12 protein-coding genes and 1 pseudogene are annotated in these 21,590 nt (G+C 34.7%); 2 read left to right on the top strand and 11 right to left on the bottom strand.

What is annotated here, in order from left to right; all coding sequences use genetic code 11:
• Positions 1 to 277: 277 nt before the first annotated feature.
• On the bottom strand, positions 278 to 1,606 hold the full coding sequence (gene ltrA / locus ABC255_RS13950) for a group II intron reverse transcriptase/maturase (RefSeq protein WP_412994333.1): 1,329 nt from the start codon (positions 1,604 to 1,606) through the stop codon (positions 278 to 280).
• Between the two features lie 760 nt (positions 1,607 to 2,366).
• Between ltrA and ABC255_RS13945 the strand changes: the two genes are divergently transcribed.
• Both ABC255_RS13945 and ABC255_RS13940 read left to right on the top strand, forming a co-directional pair.
• Positions 2,367 to 4,721 (top strand): nSTAND3 domain-containing NTPase, encoded by a 2,355-nt coding sequence (locus ABC255_RS13945; RefSeq protein WP_412994331.1) that lies wholly within the window; start codon positions 2,367 to 2,369, stop codon positions 4,719 to 4,721.
• Positions 4,722 to 5,030: 309 nt separating this feature from the next.
• Positions 5,031 to 5,819 (top strand): phospholipase D-like domain-containing protein, encoded by a 789-nt coding sequence (locus ABC255_RS13940; RefSeq protein WP_412994329.1) that lies wholly within the window; start codon positions 5,031 to 5,033, stop codon positions 5,817 to 5,819.
• A 295-nt stretch (positions 5,820 to 6,114) separates the two neighbouring features.
• Here the strand turns inward: ABC255_RS13940 and ABC255_RS13935 are convergent, their stop codons facing one another.
• The 10 genes and pseudogenes from ABC255_RS13935 to ABC255_RS13890 all read right to left on the bottom strand — a co-directional run bounded on the left by ABC255_RS13935 (position 6,115) and on the right by ABC255_RS13890 (position 21,256).
• A complete protein-coding gene (locus tag ABC255_RS13935; RefSeq protein WP_412994328.1) occupies positions 6,115 to 8,451 on the bottom strand; it encodes a glycoside hydrolase family 2 protein in 2,337 nt (778 codons plus the stop codon).
• Between the two features lie 204 nt (positions 8,452 to 8,655).
• On the bottom strand, positions 8,656 to 10,974 hold the full coding sequence (locus tag ABC255_RS13930) for a glycoside hydrolase family 2 protein (protein ID WP_412994327.1): 2,319 nt from the start codon (positions 10,972 to 10,974) through the stop codon (positions 8,656 to 8,658).
• A gap of 39 nt (positions 10,975 to 11,013) precedes the next feature.
• Positions 11,014 to 12,411, bottom strand: coding sequence for an MFS transporter (locus ABC255_RS13925; protein ID WP_412994325.1), 1,398 nt, complete (start codon positions 12,409 to 12,411; stop codon positions 11,014 to 11,016).
• Between the two features lie 370 nt (positions 12,412 to 12,781).
• Positions 12,782 to 13,903, bottom strand: coding sequence for an AraC family transcriptional regulator (locus tag ABC255_RS13920; RefSeq protein WP_412994324.1), 1,122 nt, complete (start codon positions 13,901 to 13,903; stop codon positions 12,782 to 12,784).
• Positions 13,904 to 14,021: 118 nt separating this feature from the next.
• Complete coding sequence (locus ABC255_RS13915) at positions 14,022 to 16,226, bottom strand: glycoside hydrolase family 3 protein (protein WP_412994322.1); 2,205 nt, start codon at positions 16,224 to 16,226, stop codon at positions 14,022 to 14,024.
• A gap of 138 nt (positions 16,227 to 16,364) precedes the next feature.
• Positions 16,365 to 17,393, bottom strand: coding sequence for a TRAP transporter substrate-binding protein (locus ABC255_RS13910; RefSeq protein ID WP_412994321.1), 1,029 nt, complete (start codon positions 17,391 to 17,393; stop codon positions 16,365 to 16,367).
• Between the two features lie 63 nt (positions 17,394 to 17,456).
• Complete coding sequence (locus ABC255_RS13905) at positions 17,457 to 18,752, bottom strand: TRAP transporter large permease (RefSeq protein ID WP_412994319.1); 1,296 nt, start codon at positions 18,750 to 18,752, stop codon at positions 17,457 to 17,459.
• A 1-nt stretch (position 18,753) separates the two neighbouring features.
• Complete coding sequence (locus ABC255_RS13900; RefSeq protein WP_412994317.1) at positions 18,754 to 19,251, bottom strand: TRAP transporter small permease; 498 nt, start codon at positions 19,249 to 19,251, stop codon at positions 18,754 to 18,756.
• Positions 19,252 to 19,609: 358 nt separating this feature from the next.
• Positions 19,610 to 19,783, bottom strand: a complete 174-nt coding sequence (locus tag ABC255_RS13895) for a hypothetical protein (RefSeq protein WP_412994316.1) — start codon at positions 19,781 to 19,783, stop codon at positions 19,610 to 19,612.
• 455 nt (positions 19,784 to 20,238) lie between these two features.
• Positions 20,239 to 21,256: pseudogene (locus tag ABC255_RS13890) on the bottom strand (SDR family oxidoreductase).
• Positions 21,257 to 21,590 lie beyond the last annotated feature (334 nt).

The raw sequence follows: 21,590 nt of genomic DNA, 5'->3' as shown, positions 1-21,590 counted from the left end.
TAAAATTTTATAAAAAACAGCTAATTAATAGGAAAAGGTTCCGTTTTGAGTTATTTTCTAATAATTTGTGCCGAAATGACAATCGTTTTGTCATCTTTATCGGCATATAAAAAAGCAAAACTCACCAACTTATTGGCGAGTTCTTTTATTGAAATCCGGAGCTTCTTAAACTAGTCGAGTAGAAGGGAGCCTTTCTACCTTGCGGTAGATTGTACTCCTCCCCCCTCACAGAACCGTGCTTGCGCTATTAACGCACACGGCTCCTCCTAGTCATCATTTACAAAATATAGCTAATTTCTTTTCTTAAGTCGTATATATTAATCTTAACTCTTGCGTAAGGTAATGGATATTTATTAAGAAACAGTCTGAATTTATCCCAAGTAAATGATTTCCTTTGACTTCTTCTATTGAGCCATTTAAACAGTAAGTACCCGATTTTGTCTCTGAATTTGTTTACACTTTGAGTATTATCTGTGATGCAATAGTAGTTGTAATAACCTACTAGTGAGCGTTTAAATCTATCCATTATCATATGAATGTCTTTATTTCTGTTAATTTTCAACCATTCTTTAATTTCTTTTATTTTAGCTTGGACTTTCTTCCTGCTTGTTCTCCGTTTTACTCGAAATTTCCCTTGTTTACTCCTACCGCAATAGTGTGTAAATCCAAGGAAGTCAAAAGTTGCCGGTTTACTTCTTCCCTGTTGATTTGCATTTTGCTCCGCAAACCGCCCAAAGGGTATGATTTTGGTTTTATCCTCAGCTATTTCTAGATTAAACTTCTTTAATCTCAACTTTAATGAATGGAAGAATTGCTCGGCTTCACATTTATATTGAAAACAACAAACTAAATCGTCTGCATATCTCACTATGTATGCTTGTCCCTTACACTGTTTCCTAACCCTTTTCTCGAACCATAGGTCAAGGACATAATGGAGGTAGACATTGGCTAATATCGGAGATATTACTCCACCTTGCGGTGTGCCTTTGTCTGTTTTATATTTCTTACCTTCCTCCATATATCCACCTTTCAGAAACCTACCAATGTTTCTTAGTAAGTTAGGGTCAGCGATACGCAGTTTTAGGAACTCCATCATCCATGTGTGGTCAACGTTATCAAAGAATCCTTTTATATCTACATCTACTACATAATTTACTGACCTCTTTTCAATATAGTGGTTCAGTATTTTCAAAGCATCGTGGCAGTTACGATTTGGACGGAATCCAAATGAACAGTCTAGAAAATCAATTTCATAGATGGTATTTAATATTTTAGTAATGCCTCTTTGAACAATCTTATCTTCATGTTCCGGTATTCCCAATGGTCTTTTCTTGTTTGAATTAAGCTTTGGAATATACATTCTCCTTACTGGAACAGGACGATAACTTTTGCTTTTAAGCCTATTTACTAAATTCTCTATGTTTTCATTTAGATTTTCACTGTATTGCTCTTTAGTTGTACCATTTACCCCACTTGCCTTCTTGTTAGGTAGCTCCTGGTGACATTGAATCAGTGATTGATCATTTAATAAATGTGCAAGAGATGTAAATTTCATTTTAGGATCAGATTTTGCTAATTCTGCTATCCTTAGTAGTTTTGTTTTCATTTATTATTCCTACCTCTGTGTGTAGTAAATGTGTCCCTAGTAAAGGCGATAACTGGTAGCTAGCCTTTCCTCCGTCGGCATTACCCAACTTCATTGGTACTACGCTGCTATCCGACTCCCTACATCGGCATTTGGTTTCCTTGCTTGTTATCGCTTGTACACCATACTCTTCTAAAAAGAAAAGACCGGTAGGGTCTCCCGAGTTGCCGTATCATATCAATGTATAACGTGCCAAGGTCTCTGACTCCAGAGAGGTTTTATCCTTCTTGCCCTTAACGAACGATAAAATGTAGCTTTCTGCTGTGCTTAAGGCATCAGCCCTCTTGATTTACTAACATTATGGAGCTCAATCCCTTCAACCATTTGGCTTTCGGCCCGCTACCTAACTGTCTACGCTTAAAGACTAAAGTTACCTTTAGCCCTCCAAGACTCGCTACGAGCGAATGGCTAGTTCTTACTCGACGGGAATCCCACCCGCTATATGATACGACCTATGCTCGGCCGCACAAGCACTTGTTAGTTTAAATATATTTATTCACATACTTAATTTAAATATGAGCTTACTCTGAACAAACTTGAAGAATATTCCCAGGATTAGATAAGAAATTGATAAATCTTTTTTTAATTATCTTAATCGGGACTCCCAGAGTTGCCTCGAAAAGCTATCATAAATTATTGAAAAATTGTAAAATTAATTATGGTATTGCAAAGTTAAAATAGATATAAATAAATTTCATTATATATAAGGGTGGGATAATTTTTGTACGATTTTACTAACCTAAGTGATGTAGAATTCGAAAGATTAAGTGCAGACATACTAAGTAGAAAGTTAGGAGTTAAATTAAGATACTTTGCACCAGGAAGGGATGGTGGAATTGACTTACTTGACGATGCGGTACAGAAAAATATAGTCGTACAAGTAAAACACTATGCCAAAAGTAGCTTCAATAGTTTATTAACTTCATTAAAGAAAGAGGTTGCTAAAGTAAAAGTAATAAATCCCAAACATTACTATATTTGTGTTTCCCAAGAACTAACTGCTCTTAATATTAACGAAATCTATAATTTGTTTAAAGAATATATGAAAGACAGCTCACACATAATAACTAGAAGTGAATTAGTTGAATCTTTAAATGAAGATGGTAATCAAGACATTCTTCGTAAAAACTTTAAACTTTGGTTACTTTCAGATAAGCTGTTAAAAGACATCTTTAATAATCAAGTTTTTATTGATAGTGAAGTATTATTAGATGATATTAATGAGGATTTTAATTATTTTGTTCAAACCGCAGTTTTTACTGAAGCTTTAGAAACTATAAAAAAACATAGGATGCTAATGCTATATGGTGCTCCAGGAGTGGGAAAATCAATTAACTCAAAAATGTTGGCTGCTACGTTTGCTAAAGAAGATTATATTATTAGGTACACAACTGATGGACAAGTTAGTAATATTAAAAGTGTTTTATCTGAAAATCCAGATGTAAAGGAAGTTATTTTGCTAGATGATTGTCTTGGTCAATATTACTTTAACTTAAAAAGTGGGCAAGACCGAGAATTGATCTCCTTAATAAAGTACATAAAACATCATAAAAACAAAATACTTATACTAAATACTAGAGTTACAATCTTAAACGAGGCCAAAAGAGCTCGTTTTGAATTTAGAGACTTTTTGGACCAAGAAAGAATCCATTTAAAATCTACTGATATGGAAAGTATATCAAGAAGTGAGAAAGCAGAAATCTTTTATAATCATTTGTCAAGGAATCAAGTTCCAAAACCATATTTTGAAGCATTAAGAAATGATAAAAAGTATACACACATAATTAATCATAAAAACTATAATCCCCGAATTATGGAGTTTGTTACTCAAAAGCATAGATATATTAATTTGAATCCAGATGATTTTTTTGGCTATATTTTATCTAACTTAAAAGACCCGAGAGAGGTATGGGCGGATGAATTTGATGAAAGATTAGAAGAGATAGATAGAATTTTTATGCACACTCTCTTTTCGTTAACAAATACTTTTACGGATATAGATATTTTAAAGGAATGTTTTATTTTTAGATTAAAGAATGAAGGTCGTGGCCAAAGCACAATAGATTACTTTTCTGTTGTAAAAACTAGATTAACTAAGTCACTGGTTAAGATTTTCGATGTTAATGGATCACAAAAGATTGGAGTGTTTAACCCATCTATAAATGACTATATGGACAGTCATCTTCGTTCAAACACAATTGGGCTTAACGCAATTAAAGACTCTATTTTATATATAGAACAACTAGAAAAAATGTACGAACCAAAAGAAGCAGCAGAAATATTAATTAACAAATTGAAAACTGGGGAATACCTTAACTTAATGAGTTTAGTTAATAAGAAATTTGAATATTTATATTTTGGTATTGCTACAAATACAATTCTTAAAGATGAGTATAAAACAATCATAAAAAGTAATTTTATTAAATTAAACGAGAGCCTAAGTTTTTCTAATAATACCATCAAGAAAGCGGAAATTGTTATAAAATTCCTTGAGGATAAGCATTTATTCGAATTTTATGACATTGGTGAGAGCTTAAATGATACGGATTTCGTGAGTGATTTTATTACTAATCTTGATTTTAAAGGAATTACTAGATTATTATATGTAATAAAAAAAGAGGAAATTTTGATTCCTGAATTAATTGAACGTTTAAATGAAGACCTCTTAGATGAACTTAATGCTTATATAAGTGATATTGACGTTGGTGAATATATAGAAAGCATTGATGGTTATGACACTTTTTATGATCTTATGCCGTTAGAAGAAAATACAGATAAAATTGATAAAGCGATAAAACTATTATTCTCTGATATTCAAATGGATATTAAGAAATCTTTAATTGAAGAAATGTATCAACTCGATAAAACGCTAGACTATGAAAAACTCAGTAAGCAGATAGAAGATATGGTGGAAGAGTCTATATCTGAAGATACAATTTTTGGTGCATTAGAGATACACTTTTATCCAGAACCGGACTTCGATTATGAATATGATGATGATAGGCGAGGTTACGATTCCGGGAATATAGATGTTGCTTATGTCATATTCAATAGGGATATAGTTTACGATGAATAGGAAGTGGGTATTTAAGTCGAAAAATTCTTTGAAAAACAATTCCTAGAAAAGACTAAACACAGTACCGTTTTGAGGTGTCTATCAAAAATATAATCCAAAATGATAGCAATTGGCATATAAAAAGCAAAACTCGCCGCAATTATGGCGAGTTTTCTTTATTTATGATAATCCAGATTCTTCAAATTTTTATAAAAGTTCATAATATTAATCGTCTGTTTTATATACTTTTTAATTTTCTGAATTCTACAAATTAAATCTTGATTTAATAGATAAATATATTATTATAATAATTGAAAGGATGGATAAAAATTGAAATTAGATGACGTTGCTTTATCACAATTAGTACCTATAATTAATGAAAGTTACTACCGTTCCGGTCCAGTGTTAGTAAATTTATTTAACAAATATGGTTGTAGAGATGTTTATGGTAAAGGTTTCCCATCTAGAAAAGATTATACTTTTGCAAAACTGAAACAAATTAATGAAACAAAACAACTTGAGATGCTTATTAATGAGATTATCTACTCCAGATCATATATTGGAACTGATGTCGATGTATACTTGAATTTTGTAGAACCAATTAATGAAATTTTTAAATATTGTGGGTATAAGCTAGAAAAGAATGAACAGGATGAATATATAGTAACAGGTGAAGGATTAATTCCAGAAGAAACTATAGAGGTCCAGACATCTTTTGAAAATATACAAAATGACATAATAGAACAAATAGACCAAGCCAAATTTACAATTTGGATATCAGTTGCTTGGTTTACAGATAGAACTCTGTTTAACAAATTAAAGGAAAAAGTAACACAAGGAGTTAATATTCAACTCATCATAAATAACGATGACATAAATTCACAAACTGGATTCGATTTTGAAACTTATTTTGAAACATATAGAAAAAATAGCTTTGGAGTTTTTCAAAATAATATATTTCACGAGAAATTTTGTATAATTGACTTAAAAACTGTAATAAATGGGTCATACAATTGGACAAATAAAGCAATGTATAATCAAGAGAATATAAATATAATTCACAGCTATAATACTGCTGAAACTTATGCTAATCGTTTTATAAGAAATAAGCTATTATAAATTATTAAATCAATAAAACTCCTTCGTATCTGTGAATCTGGACAAGTCAAAAATTTCTAAAGTCTTTTATCCGTAATAATCGGTACTTTAAGAATAACTCTACACTTTAACTTAGTCGTACCTTAACCCCCTTTTTAGAACCAAGATTACGTCAACAATTATATCTTTTACTTTTATTCAATTGCTGTCTGCATCTTTATCTTCTATTTTTATGCCAAATTAAAGTAAAAGCTGGCATGATAAATTCATCATACCAGCTTTTTTAAAATGTTTACGCTAATCAATTCCTAGAAGATTATTTAACAACCTTCCAAGTAGTAACAGTATCTGCGACATTAGTTCCATCTGCTTTCTTAGCTGACGTAATTACTACATTTCCACTTTCATTTAGTTCTACACCGTCCCAAATAAATACACCTGGCTGCTGGATTCTTCCCGTACCGTAATCCTTACCGTTTACAGTTAAAGTCACTTCTTCCAGGTTTGAATAAACCTTTACAGGTGTAATACTTTCTTCCCTTTCAGAATATCTTCTGCTTGTGATATAGACAAATTTGTCTTCTTTATTCCATTGTGCTTTATAGAAATAGAATGCATCCTTCTTAAGCTGTCGATCATGTGATACGAGACCCTTGGTATTAATACCTGGAGTTGATGCTTCATTTTTACCGGCAACGCCGAAATCAAACATATTCCAGACATGAGTTGCCCATAACCAAGGACGTTCACTTATGATACTCCATGCATTTTCATGAAGATAATTTTGAAATTCTTCTGGCTGCCATGGACCACGAGAAGATGCGCTATTCCAGTTATTGATAAAGTCATCATCAATTACGTCATGCTGATAAGGGTTTGCTCCGCCACCATACTCGGAAATACCTAGTGGACCATTTGGATGCTTTGCATGTAATGTGTCAAGATAGTCAGCTAAATCCCCAGCTTTATTATAATACCAACCAAAATAGGTATTAAAAGAGGCAACATCTATGCTTCCACTTTCATTCCAGGCCAAATGTCTTTCCAAAACTTCCTTATAACCTCCAGGATCACGGGAATTATTCCCCTGAATAGCGTGAGTTGTCGGTCTGTTAGGATCTAATTCTTCTGCCTTCGTTGCCAAACGCTCAATCAATTGTGTTGCCGCAGCATACTGCTCTTCAAGACTTTCACTAGCGTCTCTACTAGTATAGAAGCCGTTTCCTCCAAATTCGTTTTGAAGACCCCATGTTACAATGGATGGATGGTTATAGTTTTGTTTAATCATCTCAGTTAATTGCTTTTCGGCATTGTTTGAAAATTCTGCTGTTAGTGACATTGTGTTTACCAATGGCATTTCAGCCCAAACGACCAATCCCATTTCATCCGCCTTATTGTAAACATATTGTGAGTGTGGATAGTGAGCTACTCTCAGAGTGTTAGCACCAATTTCCTCAATCAGTTCGAAATCCTCAGCCCTGACTTCATTTGGTACTGCATTACCGTAACCTTTTCTGTCCTGATGGATATTAACGCCATGCAGTGGATAACTTTCTCCATTTAGAAAGAATCCTTTATTAGGGTCTACAGAAAAATAACGGAATCCTACTTTTTCATTTACCTGGTCAATTACCTCGCCTTTTCTTGTTACCTTAACTTCAACTGTATATTGATAAGGATCCTTTGTTCCATTCCAAAGGTGAGGTTTATATACTTTCATTGTACCTGTAAAATCAACGCTATCTCCTGAAACATCTGCAGATTTTAACTTTTTCCCGTCTGCCTTTAATTCTGTTCTTGATCGGACCTTACCTTCTGCATCTTTAATTTCAGCTCTAACTTCTATAGAGTTAGATTTGCTATCAACATCATCACTGTTTACTTTAACTGGTACTGTTAGCGTTACTTCAGCATTTTCATCGATTGATTTATCATTTGGAATGGTCACATAAACACCGCTTGAGCCATCATCATCAACATCAATATGGGTTTTATCAGTAACAAAAAGATTTACACTTCTGTAAATACCACCAAAAAAGGTGAAGTCTCCTTGTAGTGGAGCTGAATCTTTTACTTCATTGTTCACTCTTACGGCTACAATATTTTTTTGTCCATAGTTTACAAAGTCTGAAATATCAACTGTAAATGCAAGATAACCACCTATGTTGGTATGTACAGACTTACCATTAATAAATACCTCTGCTTCTTTGTTCGCAGCTTCAAATTGTAAGAACAATTTTTTGCCTTTGTAGGTTTCAGGAATATCCAGTTGCTTTCTGTACCATCCATCTCCTTCGTAATTTTTCGCTATTCCACTGCCATCCTCTGCATTCCAAGTGTGAGGAAGGCTTATCTTTTGCCAACTGCTATCATTAAAATTATTGGCACTGAAATTTTCCTCTACGCCTTGAGCACCCTTATAGAATGTCCAATCATTATCAATGTTTTCAACAATTCTACCCGTATTGACTACTGTGTCTTTTAAATCGCTTTTTTCCCCTTGCTCGGCGCTTACACCTGGTATAAGAAGTGCAAATACCAGTAAGATAACTAGCATTGATAGTGCCGATTTTTTAAAATTATTTCCGATTAAATGCATCTCTCTCTCCCTTTCTATTTTTCTTTGCGAAGGCACTTTCACTTTATTAAACATTTTGTACTTTTAATTGAATCACCTCCCTTCATTTGTAAAACGCTTACTTGTCCCAATTTTACAAATTTATTAAATATTAAGTAATGTTGATTATTTAGGTGACTATATGTTTTATTAAGGTGGTAGATTACTTAAATTAACTGCCTACTTTATTTATGAAAATGAAACAAAAAAACTCCCACCATTCCGGCGGGAGATTCTTTGTTATGAAAGTAATATTCTTTCGTTACATGCTATTTTCGGAATATCATTCAGCTCTTTGTTAATCACAGGAAGTAATTCCTTAGGAATTTTGAAGAAGGACAGTTTAGACATCTTCTCTATGGACGTGACTCCCATCATTACCTTAAACCTCGGTTCCTCGTCCAGGTTTCCAAAAAATTTCTTAAATACCGCTTTTGCAGCTTCACATTCAAAAAGGTCTTCAATAGTGTCAAATGTAGAGTAGTACCCATCTTTAAGAACTATTTCTTGCACATTAGATAAATCAAAATTTTCGAACCAATTTACCACATTCTTACTTTCTTCTTCCTTAACATATACATAATTTTTGTCTATTTCTGCAACATGATTTAGAATGATTTCATCATTATAAACGATTCGGTACTCATCCATTGCTTCTACTCTTATATGATTTTCCCCTTTTGAAAGTGGTACTTCTTTAATTATTTTCATGGGTTCATCGCTTTTTAACTCAATAAGTAAAACATTATTATTATACAATTTTATATGAGAGAGGTTGGACAAAACGATGATATCATTTAGAGTTTTATGCCTATTCACAAATCTTCTTCCAGCTAAGTGAACAAAAGGTTCATTTGACCAAAATGCTTTATAAAGGAAATAAGCATCTTTTTTTATTTTTCGGTCAATTGTTACAAGTCCTTTTAAGTTCTTTCCAGGTTCCCCGCCTTCATTTCTATTGGCACTGCCAAAATCGAACATATTCCATACATACCCACCTAAAACGAAGGGTCTCTCGTTAAATGTTTCCAGGGCATTATGATGGAAAACTAGTTGATATTCTTCAGAATAGTCTTTTATCTGGGGATCGTAAGTATGAAGTTTGGGATTTGTATCCACACCGTATTCTGAGACTAAAACAGGTACATGAGGTTTCACTCGATGAAATTCATCCAACCTCTCCCCCAATCCTTCCTTCTCTCCATAGTACCAACCATAGTATAAATTATAACCTGCTATATCTGTTATATCATTGAGTACACTGTTATTTTCAACAGAATAGATATTTGCTTGTGCTGTCAAACGAAAAGGATCTATCTTTTTCGCCAAAATCCCTAGTTCCTTAACCAATTCATAGATTTGTACGTTTTCCATAGCAATGGTTATCTCATTTTGAATACCCCAGCAATAGATTGAGCAGTGATTATATGCTTGCTTAATTAACTTTTCTAACTGCTCCTTTGCGTTTTGATTTGCTGGATCTTTTGTGGACGGAATACTGATAAATGGTATTTCAGCCCAAACCAACATCCCATTCTGATCACATAGGCTATAAAAATAATCATCATGTTGATAATGCGCAAGACGAATACTGTTTGCACCCAATTCTTTTATGATAGTCATGTCTTCTTCCATTTGTGCCTTTGTCAAAGCATTGCCAATACCTGCATAATCCTGGTGACGGCTTACCCCCTTTAGCTTTATGGGCTTACCGTTTAAAATTACACCAAGGTCAGAGGTAACTTCTACTGTCCTAAACCCAATTTTTAAATTCCGGGCATCATATGTCTGCCCTTTAATAATAACCGCAACAGATATTGAATATAGGTAAGGTTGGTCTACTCCATCCCAGAGAATTGGATTTTTTATTACTTCAATTACTTTAAATTCCTTTTCTCTAACAATCTCTATTCTTACATTTCTTTCAAACATCATATTTCCATCTTGGTCAATTAGTTGTACCTTAATCGTCCCGTCTTCTGACTTAAAAGATTCATTGACTACTTTTCCACAAACTTCCATTTCAAAGGTATTCTCCTCAATCTTTTTTTGATTGAGGTAAATTCCATCTCTGCTGTTATCTAGAACATCAAAATGTAAATCCCCCATAACAAGAAGCTTTACATCCCTATATAAACCGCCATAAAATGTGAAGTCTGCCATTAATGGATAAACATTATTATGATAACGATTATCGACCATGATAGCAATGAGATTTTCTCCAATTTTCAAGTGCTTGTTTAAAGAAATTCTGAACATTGCATATCCACATTTACTTACTCCGGCAAGCTCCCCATTAATATAGACCTTCCCAATATTACCTGCGGCTCCAATCTCCAAGTATAAACGCTTTTCTAAAGACTCATGGTTAATGGTCAGTTTCCTTTGATACCAACATGTACCTCTAAAATATTCTTCACTGCCGCCTTGCCCATCGTTGCTATTCCAACAGTGGGGCAAGGTTACTGACTCTCCCTTAGTTATTAGCTCCGATTCATATGAAGGATGATTTACCTTTGAAAAGATCCAGTTATCATTTAAATCAATTGCATGCAACATATTTATACCTCTCTTAACATATTCTAATACTTTGATGTTTTACTTAGCTATTAATTGAAGCTCGGTACCATTATCGTCTTTTTTATCTTCATATATTTGTTTATAAACAGTCTTATCAATCTTATAGAATTTCATAGCTATAATGCTGATAATATCCCCTAGTATTGGAAATCCTAAATAAATTAATAAGGATGTCCAAAAAAGCGCAGTGGTTGGCTCGGCATTTGCGTGGTAGCCTGCAAGTCCCATTAGCAGCCCAACAATAGAACCTGCCATGGAACTGATGACTTTATCGATAAAAGAAAAGGATGATGCAATCATTCCAGGCATAAATTTTCCAGTTTTATAAGTATGATAGTCCACGACATCTGCTATCATTGGATCAACATTTTGTGCTGTCAATCTTCTACAAAGCGTGTTTAAAGACATTAGAAGAATAAAAACAGGAACTACATCGAAAGGGCGGAAAAGCAGTAATGAGACAGAAAAGATTAAATTAATCCAAGCGCCTAAGACAAAAGCCTTCCTTAGTCCAAATCCAATGGCAATTCCTCCAGCGATTAAGGCACCAACAAATGCCACTATCGTAGAATAGCCGCTAACCATTGGCTGCAGGCTAACATTTTGAACCGCATAAATATAGAAATAAATCAATGCTGCACTATCAACGGTATCCGCTAACTTGTTCGAAGATGCTGAAATCATTAACATTTGTAGAGGTTTGTTACTTTTTATAATATTCCAGTAATCTATTACTTTTACTTTTTCTTTTCTTTTTTCGCCTATTCTAAAAAACTCAGGTTTATCTTTTGCAGATATCGCAAACAATGCTAAACCAAGTAAAACTAAATTTAAAATGACGGCAAATGTAGAAACCCACTTCCAGCCCGACTCGGCTCCAAATCCACCATTCATATTAATAACTGGAACTACACTCACCAAAAACGCCATATTCAATAATGTGCTGTATACTCCTCCAGCAATACCAGAAACAGGTCTTTGTTTAGGATTCCTTGTTATGACCGCAAGCACTGACTTATTAACGGTTGACATCATAGAATAACCTATATCCCATAGACCATAAAAAAATATAATCCAAAAAATTTGAAAGTTTTCCGGAATAATAAAAGATATTTGGAATAACATTATTAAACTAATATTCATGATGATTGATCCGCTAACTAAAAACGGTCTAAACTTCCCAAATTTTGTTTCAGTCTTGTCAATGAAGGTACCTACAATTGGATCCATAAAAGCATTAAAAAGCCTAGATACTGTTAAAATAATCCCGGTTATGACAGGATTCATTTTTAAGGCTTCTGTAGCAAATACCATGAAGAATGACATAAACAAGAAAAAATGAACATTGGATGAAGCTGAACCTAATGGTGTCATAATAACGCGCCACAATTTTTCACCTGAATTTTTTATAGTCATAGATAAAACCCCCATTTTTTTTGATAAAAAAGTTAAACAGTAATTCTAATTTTCTATTAACCACTAAGACTGAAGTGTAAAGGTTTACAATAACTTGTACAAACCGTGATATTAATAATTATTTACCACCGGTATAGATCTGCCTCATCCATTCATAATTTAATTTTTTTACTAGTCGTTATTTCCACACTATCTATTGCTTTACTAATGCATTACCTTATTATCTTTCCCCTCCTTGAATATGTTGTATATTTAATATACATTTTCTGCGACCGGTTTCTCTGCATTCTAAATTAGGCTAATTATATCTATTATTAAGATTTCTATTTTCAAATAACATTACAAAAAAAACAAAAAAGACAGAACATTTTTATTCTGTCTTTGTATTTCTTTGATTTGTTAATTTTATTTTGTATTGATTTGGTGTCATGCCGTATGTTTTCTTAAAAATCTTATAAAAGTAACTATGGTTTGTATAACCGACTTCCAAAACGATATTTTCAATTGTCATATCTGTATTTTTAAGTAATTTGCTTGCTTCTGACATTCGAACATCAGTCAGTAAATCCTTTAAATTTTTACCAAATTCTTTTTTAACAAGACTGCTTAGATAACTTGGATGAAAATGAAAATACTCAGCCATTTCATTAAGATTTGTATCTTTATATCTATTTCTAATGTAAGTTAAAATTCTTCCCTTAACCTTATGCTGTTCATCCTTTATAAGTTCTCCTGTACTATAAGTAATTTCTCTTGATAGTTCTGTAAAAAGAATTAGTAGATAGCCGTTAATAGCTGCTGAAGATTTGATTTCTGTTGAATAATATTCAATCAGAAGGTTCTCTAAAATAATCTTTATGAGTGAATCGTCTTTTATATGGTGTATTAAGAAATTTTGAGCCTTACTCTTAGAGTAAAGACTATTGATAATAAAATTAGAAATATAGTTACCATCCGACAATAAATACATGAAAATACCATCAAAAAATTCAGGTGTCAAGATAATATTGATAACCACATCAGAATCACGTAAAGGTAAGGAGCTATGTACGACATTTTTGTCTAAAATACACAAATCCCCTTTATTCATCTCGATCTGCCTTCCGTTTATTTCTTGAATAAAACTTCCTTCTAAAACATATACAATTTCAATATACTCATGTTTGTGTTTTAAAATAGGTATATATTTTGTTTTTCTCCTTATTGCAAACTTATTGGTTTTCACCTCATTATTAGGATAAGATGTTATAATTCCTTCTCCGTCTTTATCCATAATAATTTTCGAGTTGTTATCCCCTAATTTATTTTCAATAAAGAGAGGTTGTTGTTTAGAATTTTTCGAAACCATTTCTGGATTCTGCTTTAAATATTTTTCTATTTCAGTTCTTTTATTAATTATTTCCAACAAATTCTGATAACCTTTGAGTCTCATAAAATGCTCTCCAATCTGATGAGGAAATAAAAACGGTTTTATTTTTATACATACTAACATCTGTATAATGAAATAAATAGTCACAAAAATTTACTTTTTATAAAGCAAATAGAAAGGCCCATCGTAGTATGGACCTTTCTATTTATTCTTTTAAACAATCTTTTAACCCAACTTGCTATTATTTTACCATAGCATGATCAGGTGTACCTGTCTCCCCTGCATGATCCGGTTTTCCAACCGCTTTTCCTTGATTATAAGAAAGACCAAAACCGTACTTATAAACATCACCAGATTTATTTACATATGGATAAGCAGGGTCTTCTTCCGGTGCAAAGCTCGGAACATCTCCGACTTCGTTGTGTACTGCCTCCATACTTGCAGGAAGTGCGAATGGAAGTTTTCCAATTGGATTGAATTCTCCACGAATGACATCGACGATTGCTTCTGCCTTTGTCCCAAAAGTTGCGATTAACGCAGCAGCGTTTGGTTCAATTTGATCAAGTACCCATGGGTTGGTCATGTTCACAGCTGTAATCGTCGGAACCATTTTTTGAATTTCAATAATTCTATCAACATTCGTGATTCCTGTTTCAGGCCCTACTGTAATTCTTGGATTATTATCCCAGTTCGACTGAACAGGTTTAACAAAAATATAAGCATGTGTAGCTTCACTAAGATCATTCGTAATCGTAATAGAAGGATCATGCTTTTTAATGGTTTCTATAAACCCCTTTGTACTGGCATCATTCGTTCCGCCAGGGAACATCTCGACATAAAGTTTTACTTTATTAAACTTAGCATCTTTTAAAGGTAATAGATTTTTATCATTTCGCAAAAGAACAATCGATTTTTGATGTGCCTCATATGCAAATTTCTGCGCTTCTGGATTTGCGACCACATCAAGAGCATTCTGTGGATCTACATACGGATCTTCGAACAGCCCTAAATTCATCATTTCAGTGAGCAATAAGGATACGGATTCATTAACTGCCTCTTCCGTGAGTAAGCCTTGTTCGACCGCTTGAATGATCGGAAGCGGATCAGAGGAGCCAGAAATAATATCTGTCCCCGCATTGATTGCCTTTGCAACCTTTTGCACTTGTGTTAAACCTTCAGCCCCCCAAGAATTAGGACCCACAGCACCGGTATCAGAGTTAACATATCCTTTGAAACCGAGCCTGCCACGCAAGAATCCGTCTAAGATTGCATCATTTAGGGCGAAACCGACCTCTTCAAATTGCTGGTCTTCACTGTACCATGGTAATCCTTGATTCGCACTATCATTGCTTGGATAAGCATAATAAGGCATGATGGACGATACATCCGCTGCGATAGCTGCCTCGAAAGGAGGAATGTGATACTTAAGTAGACTTCCTTCTGTCGGATATGGATTGAATTTACCATCAACAAAATGCGGATCCAAACCATTATCACGTGCTCCGCCGCCTGGGAAATGCTTCGCTGTGATCGCAACACTATCTCTTCCAAGTTTTTCTCCTTGAAATCCTTTAATTACATTATAAATCATATCTGAGGCAACTTTTGGATTCTCACCAAATGTATCTTCAATTCTTGCCCATAAAGGATCGGTAGCGATATCCGCGGTATACCCGTAGACCTTGCGAATTCCTGCTGCTCTCCATTCCTTTGCTGCAAGTTCAGAGAATTCCTTTACAGCTTCGGTGTCTCCTGCAGCTGCAAATCCTAGTGGACCCGGCCAAAAAGAATGTTGTCCCTGGCTTGCACTAATATTAGTGTAATCCGTAGAGGCATGATTCCTTGGATTCGATGTTACCACTACAGGGATTCCTAATCTTGAGGCCTCTCCTAACTCTTGCAGTTGATTCGTATATTTTGCGATAACATCTACTGTTGGAGTTTGACGGAAAATAACGTAGCGCATGTTTTTGCCAACAATCATTGGATCATCTGGTTTTACATATTTGCCATCTGCAGGATTTGCGATTGGAGTGTGTGTATTAATCAGCATTAATCCTGCTTTTTCAGCGAGTGTCATCTTGGATACTAGATCAGCAACCCGTTGATTAACCGGTTTTCTCCAATCCTCGTAGAGATCCAGAGCCCTGTCCCCATCTAAATCCCTAAACTGCTTCCCATCAACTGTGAGGACTCCTTTTTTAGCGGCTTCGATTTCCGGTTGCCCAGTAGCAGAGTTAGCCGGTACACGATAGGTTACTGTGTCTGCTCCTGAATTGCCAGGATTGGCATTTGTTGTTGAATCTACATATCCAAGGTCCTCGTTATTTGCATGTACTTGTGGGACCATGACAGGAGCTAGTAATGATAATGCAAGCGCACTCATTAGTATAGTTTTTCTTAGTTTTGAAGATTTTTTTCTTATTCTTGACGATATTGAAGCCATTCTTTTATTCTCCCTTCGTACTACCAGATAATAGTAAACGCTTTCAATCATGCGAATAAAAATCTAATAATCTACCATTTTAAGTATTTTTTAACCTACCTGGTTATATATACATATCCCAGGTAGGTCTAATTTTAGTTACGGGCGAGCTTGATCTATAGCTTCCATAATATCTTTATAATCTTTTGAGTGTTTTTCTACCATTGTCTTAACTGCATCTTGCCAAGGTTTAAGATCCTTAACTTCAGTGAATGTTACACCTTCGTCTTTCAGCTTCTTTTCAGAACGTTGTTCCCACTTATCCCATTCAGCTTTCTGAGTTTCAACCGAATCAAGTGCTGCTTGTTTGATAATTTCTTTGTCCTCTTCGTCTAACTTATCCCAAACACCATCACTCATTAGCAAAACTTCAGGAATTCGTTGGTGGTGATCCAGAATGATGCTTTTTGCTTCTTGATAATGGTTAGATGAGTCAAAGCTTGGCAGATTGTTTTCAGCCCCATCGATGATTCCGGTTTGCAGGGCACTAAATACCTCTCCGTATGGCATTGGAGTAGCACTTGCTCCAATAGCCTTCATGAAATCAATATTAATTTCACTCTGCTGAACTCGAATTTTAAGACCTTCTAAATCATCGATACTGTTTAATTCTTTAGTAGAGTAAAAATTACGTGATCCAGAATCGTAATAGGCTAAACCCTTCATCTTTGATTGTTCTAAACCATCCAGCATTTCCGTTCCTTTCTCACTTTCTAGGAAACTCCATAAATGCTCATCACTTTCAAATACATATGGAAGGCCAAGCACTGAGAAATCTTTATTAAATTCAGCTAATGGGCTAGCGTTAATTCTAGTAAATTCAATAGCTCCCAGCTGAACTTGTTCAAGTACTGATTTCTCATCCCCTAATTGTGCCGATGGAAATACTTCAATTTTTATACGTCCATTCGTTCTCTCTTCAACTAACTCAGCAAACTTTTTATCTCCCACAACTGTAGGATAATCAGCTGGCTGGTTATCTGCCAAGCGGAATGTATAACTTGGCTTATCTTTTTCTTTGGACCCTGCTTCGGAATTTGTCTTCTCTTGATTACTTCCGCAGGCAGACAATATTGTACCTGCGAAAATAGTTGCTGCTAATAATCCTGTAAACTTCTTTGTTTTCATTACTTTTACTCCCCCTTAATTTTGTGTTTATTTATTTTTTATATTTTCACCCAAATCCTATCCCTACTTCACAATCATATTTGGAAGCCACATTACTACTTCCGGGATATAGGTGATAATTAACAAAACGACTAATAAAGCATAGAAGAATGGCAGCATTGCTTTTGTTGCATCCTGAATGGAGACCTTCCCAATGGCGGAACCAACAAACAACACTGTTCCCACCGGAGGTGTTAATAAACCAATCCCTGCGTTTAATATTAGGATGATTCCAAAGTGCACCGGATCCATTCCAAAGCTCGTTACTACAGGAAGGAGAATGGGTGTCATGATTAGAATCATGGGTGCCATGTCCATTGGAGCTCCAAGTAGCAGCAATAAAATATTAATAATCAATAAAATAATCAGCGGATTGTCAGAAATTTGTAAAAATAGATCAGTTACCATACCTGGGATTTGCAAATAAGCAAGTATCCAGCCAAAGGAAGCAGATGCTGCGATTAAGAAAAATACCATCGAAACCGTTCTCATTGTACGTTTTAATATTTTTCCAATACTAGAGAATGGAGCCTCTCTATATACAAAGAATGCTAGAATAAAAGAATACAAACATGCTAATGCTCCTGACTCAGTAGCCGTAAACCATCCACTTAAGATCCCACCTAAAATAATGACGGCAGGGCTTAAAGACAATAAGCCGTGAAGAAGGATCCCTGGAATTTCAGATTTTGGTACAGGTTCAGCTTTTCCATATCCTCGTTTTCTTGCAATGATATATCCCGTTAATATGAGGGCAATTAACATGATGATTCCCGGTACAATCCCCGCCATAAACAGGCTCGCAATAGAAACACCGCCGGCTGCTAATGAATATAAAACAAGATTATGGCTTGGCGGTACCACCACACCCTGAATAGCTGAAGCGATGGTTACACCTACAGCATAATCTGCTTCGTATCCATTCTTTTTCATCATTGGAATCATAACAGACCCAACAGATGACACATCCGCGACAGCAGATCCGGAAATATTTCCAAAGAACAATGCAGCTACGCTGTTAACCATGGCGAGACCCCCACGGATTCTCCCGACCATTAAACTTGCAAACTTTACAATCCTGTTGGCAAGACCGCCTTCACTCATAATTTGTCCTGTAAGAATAAAGAACGGGATCGCGAGCAACGAAAATGAGTTCATTCCTTGAATCATTTGCTGACCAATAACTGGCATCGGAATACCTAGATAAATGACAGTTATTAATGACGAGGCAACAAGTGTCAAAGCAATGGGAAAACGAAGCAATATTAAAAGAACAAAACTTGCAAGTAGAATAATAATAGCGATAGTATTAGTATCCAAGTTACATCCCCTCCTCAATACCTTCATGTCTAGTTGTGTTAATCTTAAATAATTGTAGTAATGAATATCCACAAATCATAATGCCTGTGATCGGCATCGCCAAATAGGTAACACTACTTGGAAGTTTTGTAGCTGGGAGTGTGGATTCAAACATCAATACTGTAAAATTCCATCCTTGTACCACTAGATACAAGCCAAAAGCAAACAGACTCAAACTAATCACCTTATCCCAAAACTTATTGAATGCCTTTCCAAAAAGGTTCGTGAAGGAGTCTATACCTAAGTGGATATACTCGCGAACTCCTATTGCGATTGCCATGAAGGCAAACCATGCAAGCAATAAGAGGGTGATTTCTTCAGACCAGAAAAAAACGAAATTAAACAATTTCCGTGTCATAACCTGAGTAGTTACAACAAAAATTAAACCTACCAGCGTAATTAAGGTAAAGTTTTCAAAAATAGTGTCAATCAATAGACCAGCTTTTTTGATAAACTTCATTAAGATTCCCCCTCTTGTTGTTAAAACGTTTACTTGTCCCAATTTTACAAATATAATAACTATTAAATAATGTCGTTTTTTTAGGAGATTATATGTTTTATTAAGATTAAAGAAATTTCCTCCCATGTAAGTATTTGTTATAAATAAAAACGCTCCTTACAAAATGTAAGAAACGTTTGGAAAATAAGCTTTTTTGAGCTTTATCTTTATTTTAAAATGACCTAAAGAAAAGACTATTTGGAATGAAATTTATTTTGTTTCAGTCGGGAATAAATCCCATCCATTCAACTTATTCAAAGGTACATTGGAAGGTAATCTGTTTCCAGATTAATAAACAGATTCATAAAACAGTACCTTCTTATTTTATTCGTTTAATTCTTTTTTCCTTTTTGGCTTTCATGAGGTTTTGTTTTTTTACTATTTTCCTTCTTTCTAACTCTTTGGAACAATCTTTACTCCATGCAATTAATTCTTCATCAGACATTGTTGGTATTCTTTCAATTATTTCGTTTAATTTTCCCCATCTAATCATGTTCAAAAACCCCTTCAAAAGATTATAATGATAGTTTTTGTTGGGTGTAACTTCTTTTATGCCATTTTTTCTTCATTTTTTTCTTTTTTCCCGTGCCTAGTTCACTGATAGATTTAGTGATCCTTGTTTTAGTGGATAGCCTAGAGAAAATTTACCTAAAGAAGATGATATTTTTGCTATTCACATCACTCCTAATGTGGATTGAGGAAAAAATAAAAAAGCTGGTCGGGAACGACTAGCTTTTAAATATTTTTTTAATTATTATTTTATTATTCCTTCTCGAACTGATTTCACATATACGGTCATTTTAATCATCTGTTTATATAGCCGTCAGACATACAAAATCTGCTCATTAAATTAGGCCACCATACTTAGCAGCCCATTTTTACTTATAAAAATATCAGAAAATATTTCTTCACATTCATTTTGAAAAAACATACTTTTTAGGGGATGAACTATTCATTAATCATTTTTAACGCCGTATTTAATACGTCAACAACTCTGTCACACCAATTGTCAAATTCCTCATCCGGTATTTGTAATTCAGAATGTGCTAATATGTAATCGATTGTTTGCTTAACCCCTTGGTCAAATCGGGTTGTAGCAACAAAATCGGGAACAAGTCTTTTTAGTTTAGAATTATCGAACACGACGGAATTGGCCTTATCCCCCAATAATCCACCCCTGTAATCCTCCTTACTCGATGCGTCTAAAAATCCCGATGACACATGGATCGCATTGAGTTTTTACTCCAAGAGCGTCCGCGATTGCTTCGTAAATTTGATTCCAGGTAAGACTTTCATCTGAAGTGATATGAACAGACTCACCGATTGCATGGATATTGCCCATCAAGCCAATAAAGCCTTTCGCAAAATCACTATTGTGTGTCATCGTCCACAAGGATGTACCATCACCATGAATGATAACGGGTTTATTTTCCAGCATTCGTTTTGCAACCTGCCAGGAACCTTTGCTTCCATGTACTCCAAGTGGAATCGAACGTTCATCATAGGTGTGACTTGGTCTTACAATCGTAATCGGAAAGCCTTCCTCACGATAAAGTTTCAGTAGATACTCTTCACAGGCAATCTTATTTCTCGAATATTGCCAATATGGATTCGATAATGGCGTTCCTTCTGTAATTCGATAGTCGGACAAAGGAGTTTGGTAGGCAGAAGCAGAGCTAATAAAGATAAATTGTTTCGTTTTCCCCTTAAACAAGCGATAATCTCTTTCAAGTTGTGCAGGTTCAAACGCAATGAAATCAGCAACGACATCAAAATCTAAATCTTCAATCAGTCTGGAAACTTGGTCTTCATCATTAATATCGACTTTAAGTAAGTTTACTCCTTCTGGCAAGCGATGCTTTCGATTCCCTCTATTAAGAATGTAAAGCTCACATCCCTTTTCTACCAACTGCTTTGTAATGGCAGAACTAATCGTTCCAGTTCCTCCAATAAATAATGCTTTCATTTTTTCACCTCCGCTAATCTTAAAACAATCATACGTTACCAAGTAAATATTCAATACTAGTAACAAAATTCCTTTTTTCATGCACATTTTTATCCATTAATTCCTACAGGAACTGCCTAGCCTTACCAGAGTGATGTGACCATCCTCAATTTTAGCTAGAAACCTCTTGCACAACTAGTCGAGTAGAAGGGAATCTCTCTACTTCAAGGTAGATTGTATTCCTCCACCCTCACAGAACCATGCTTGCGCAAATAACGCACACGACTCCTCCTAGTCACCATTCACATAATGTAGCCAATCTCTTTTCTTAAGTCATATATGAAATCAATGGTTC

The organism is Neobacillus canaveralius, from assembly GCF_047237705.1.
GTDB lineage: Bacteria > Bacillota > Bacilli > Bacillales > Cytobacillaceae > Neobacillus > Neobacillus niacini_K.
Note: the sequence above shows the minus strand (reverse complement) of the source record. Positions and strands in the feature narration are given on the sequence as shown.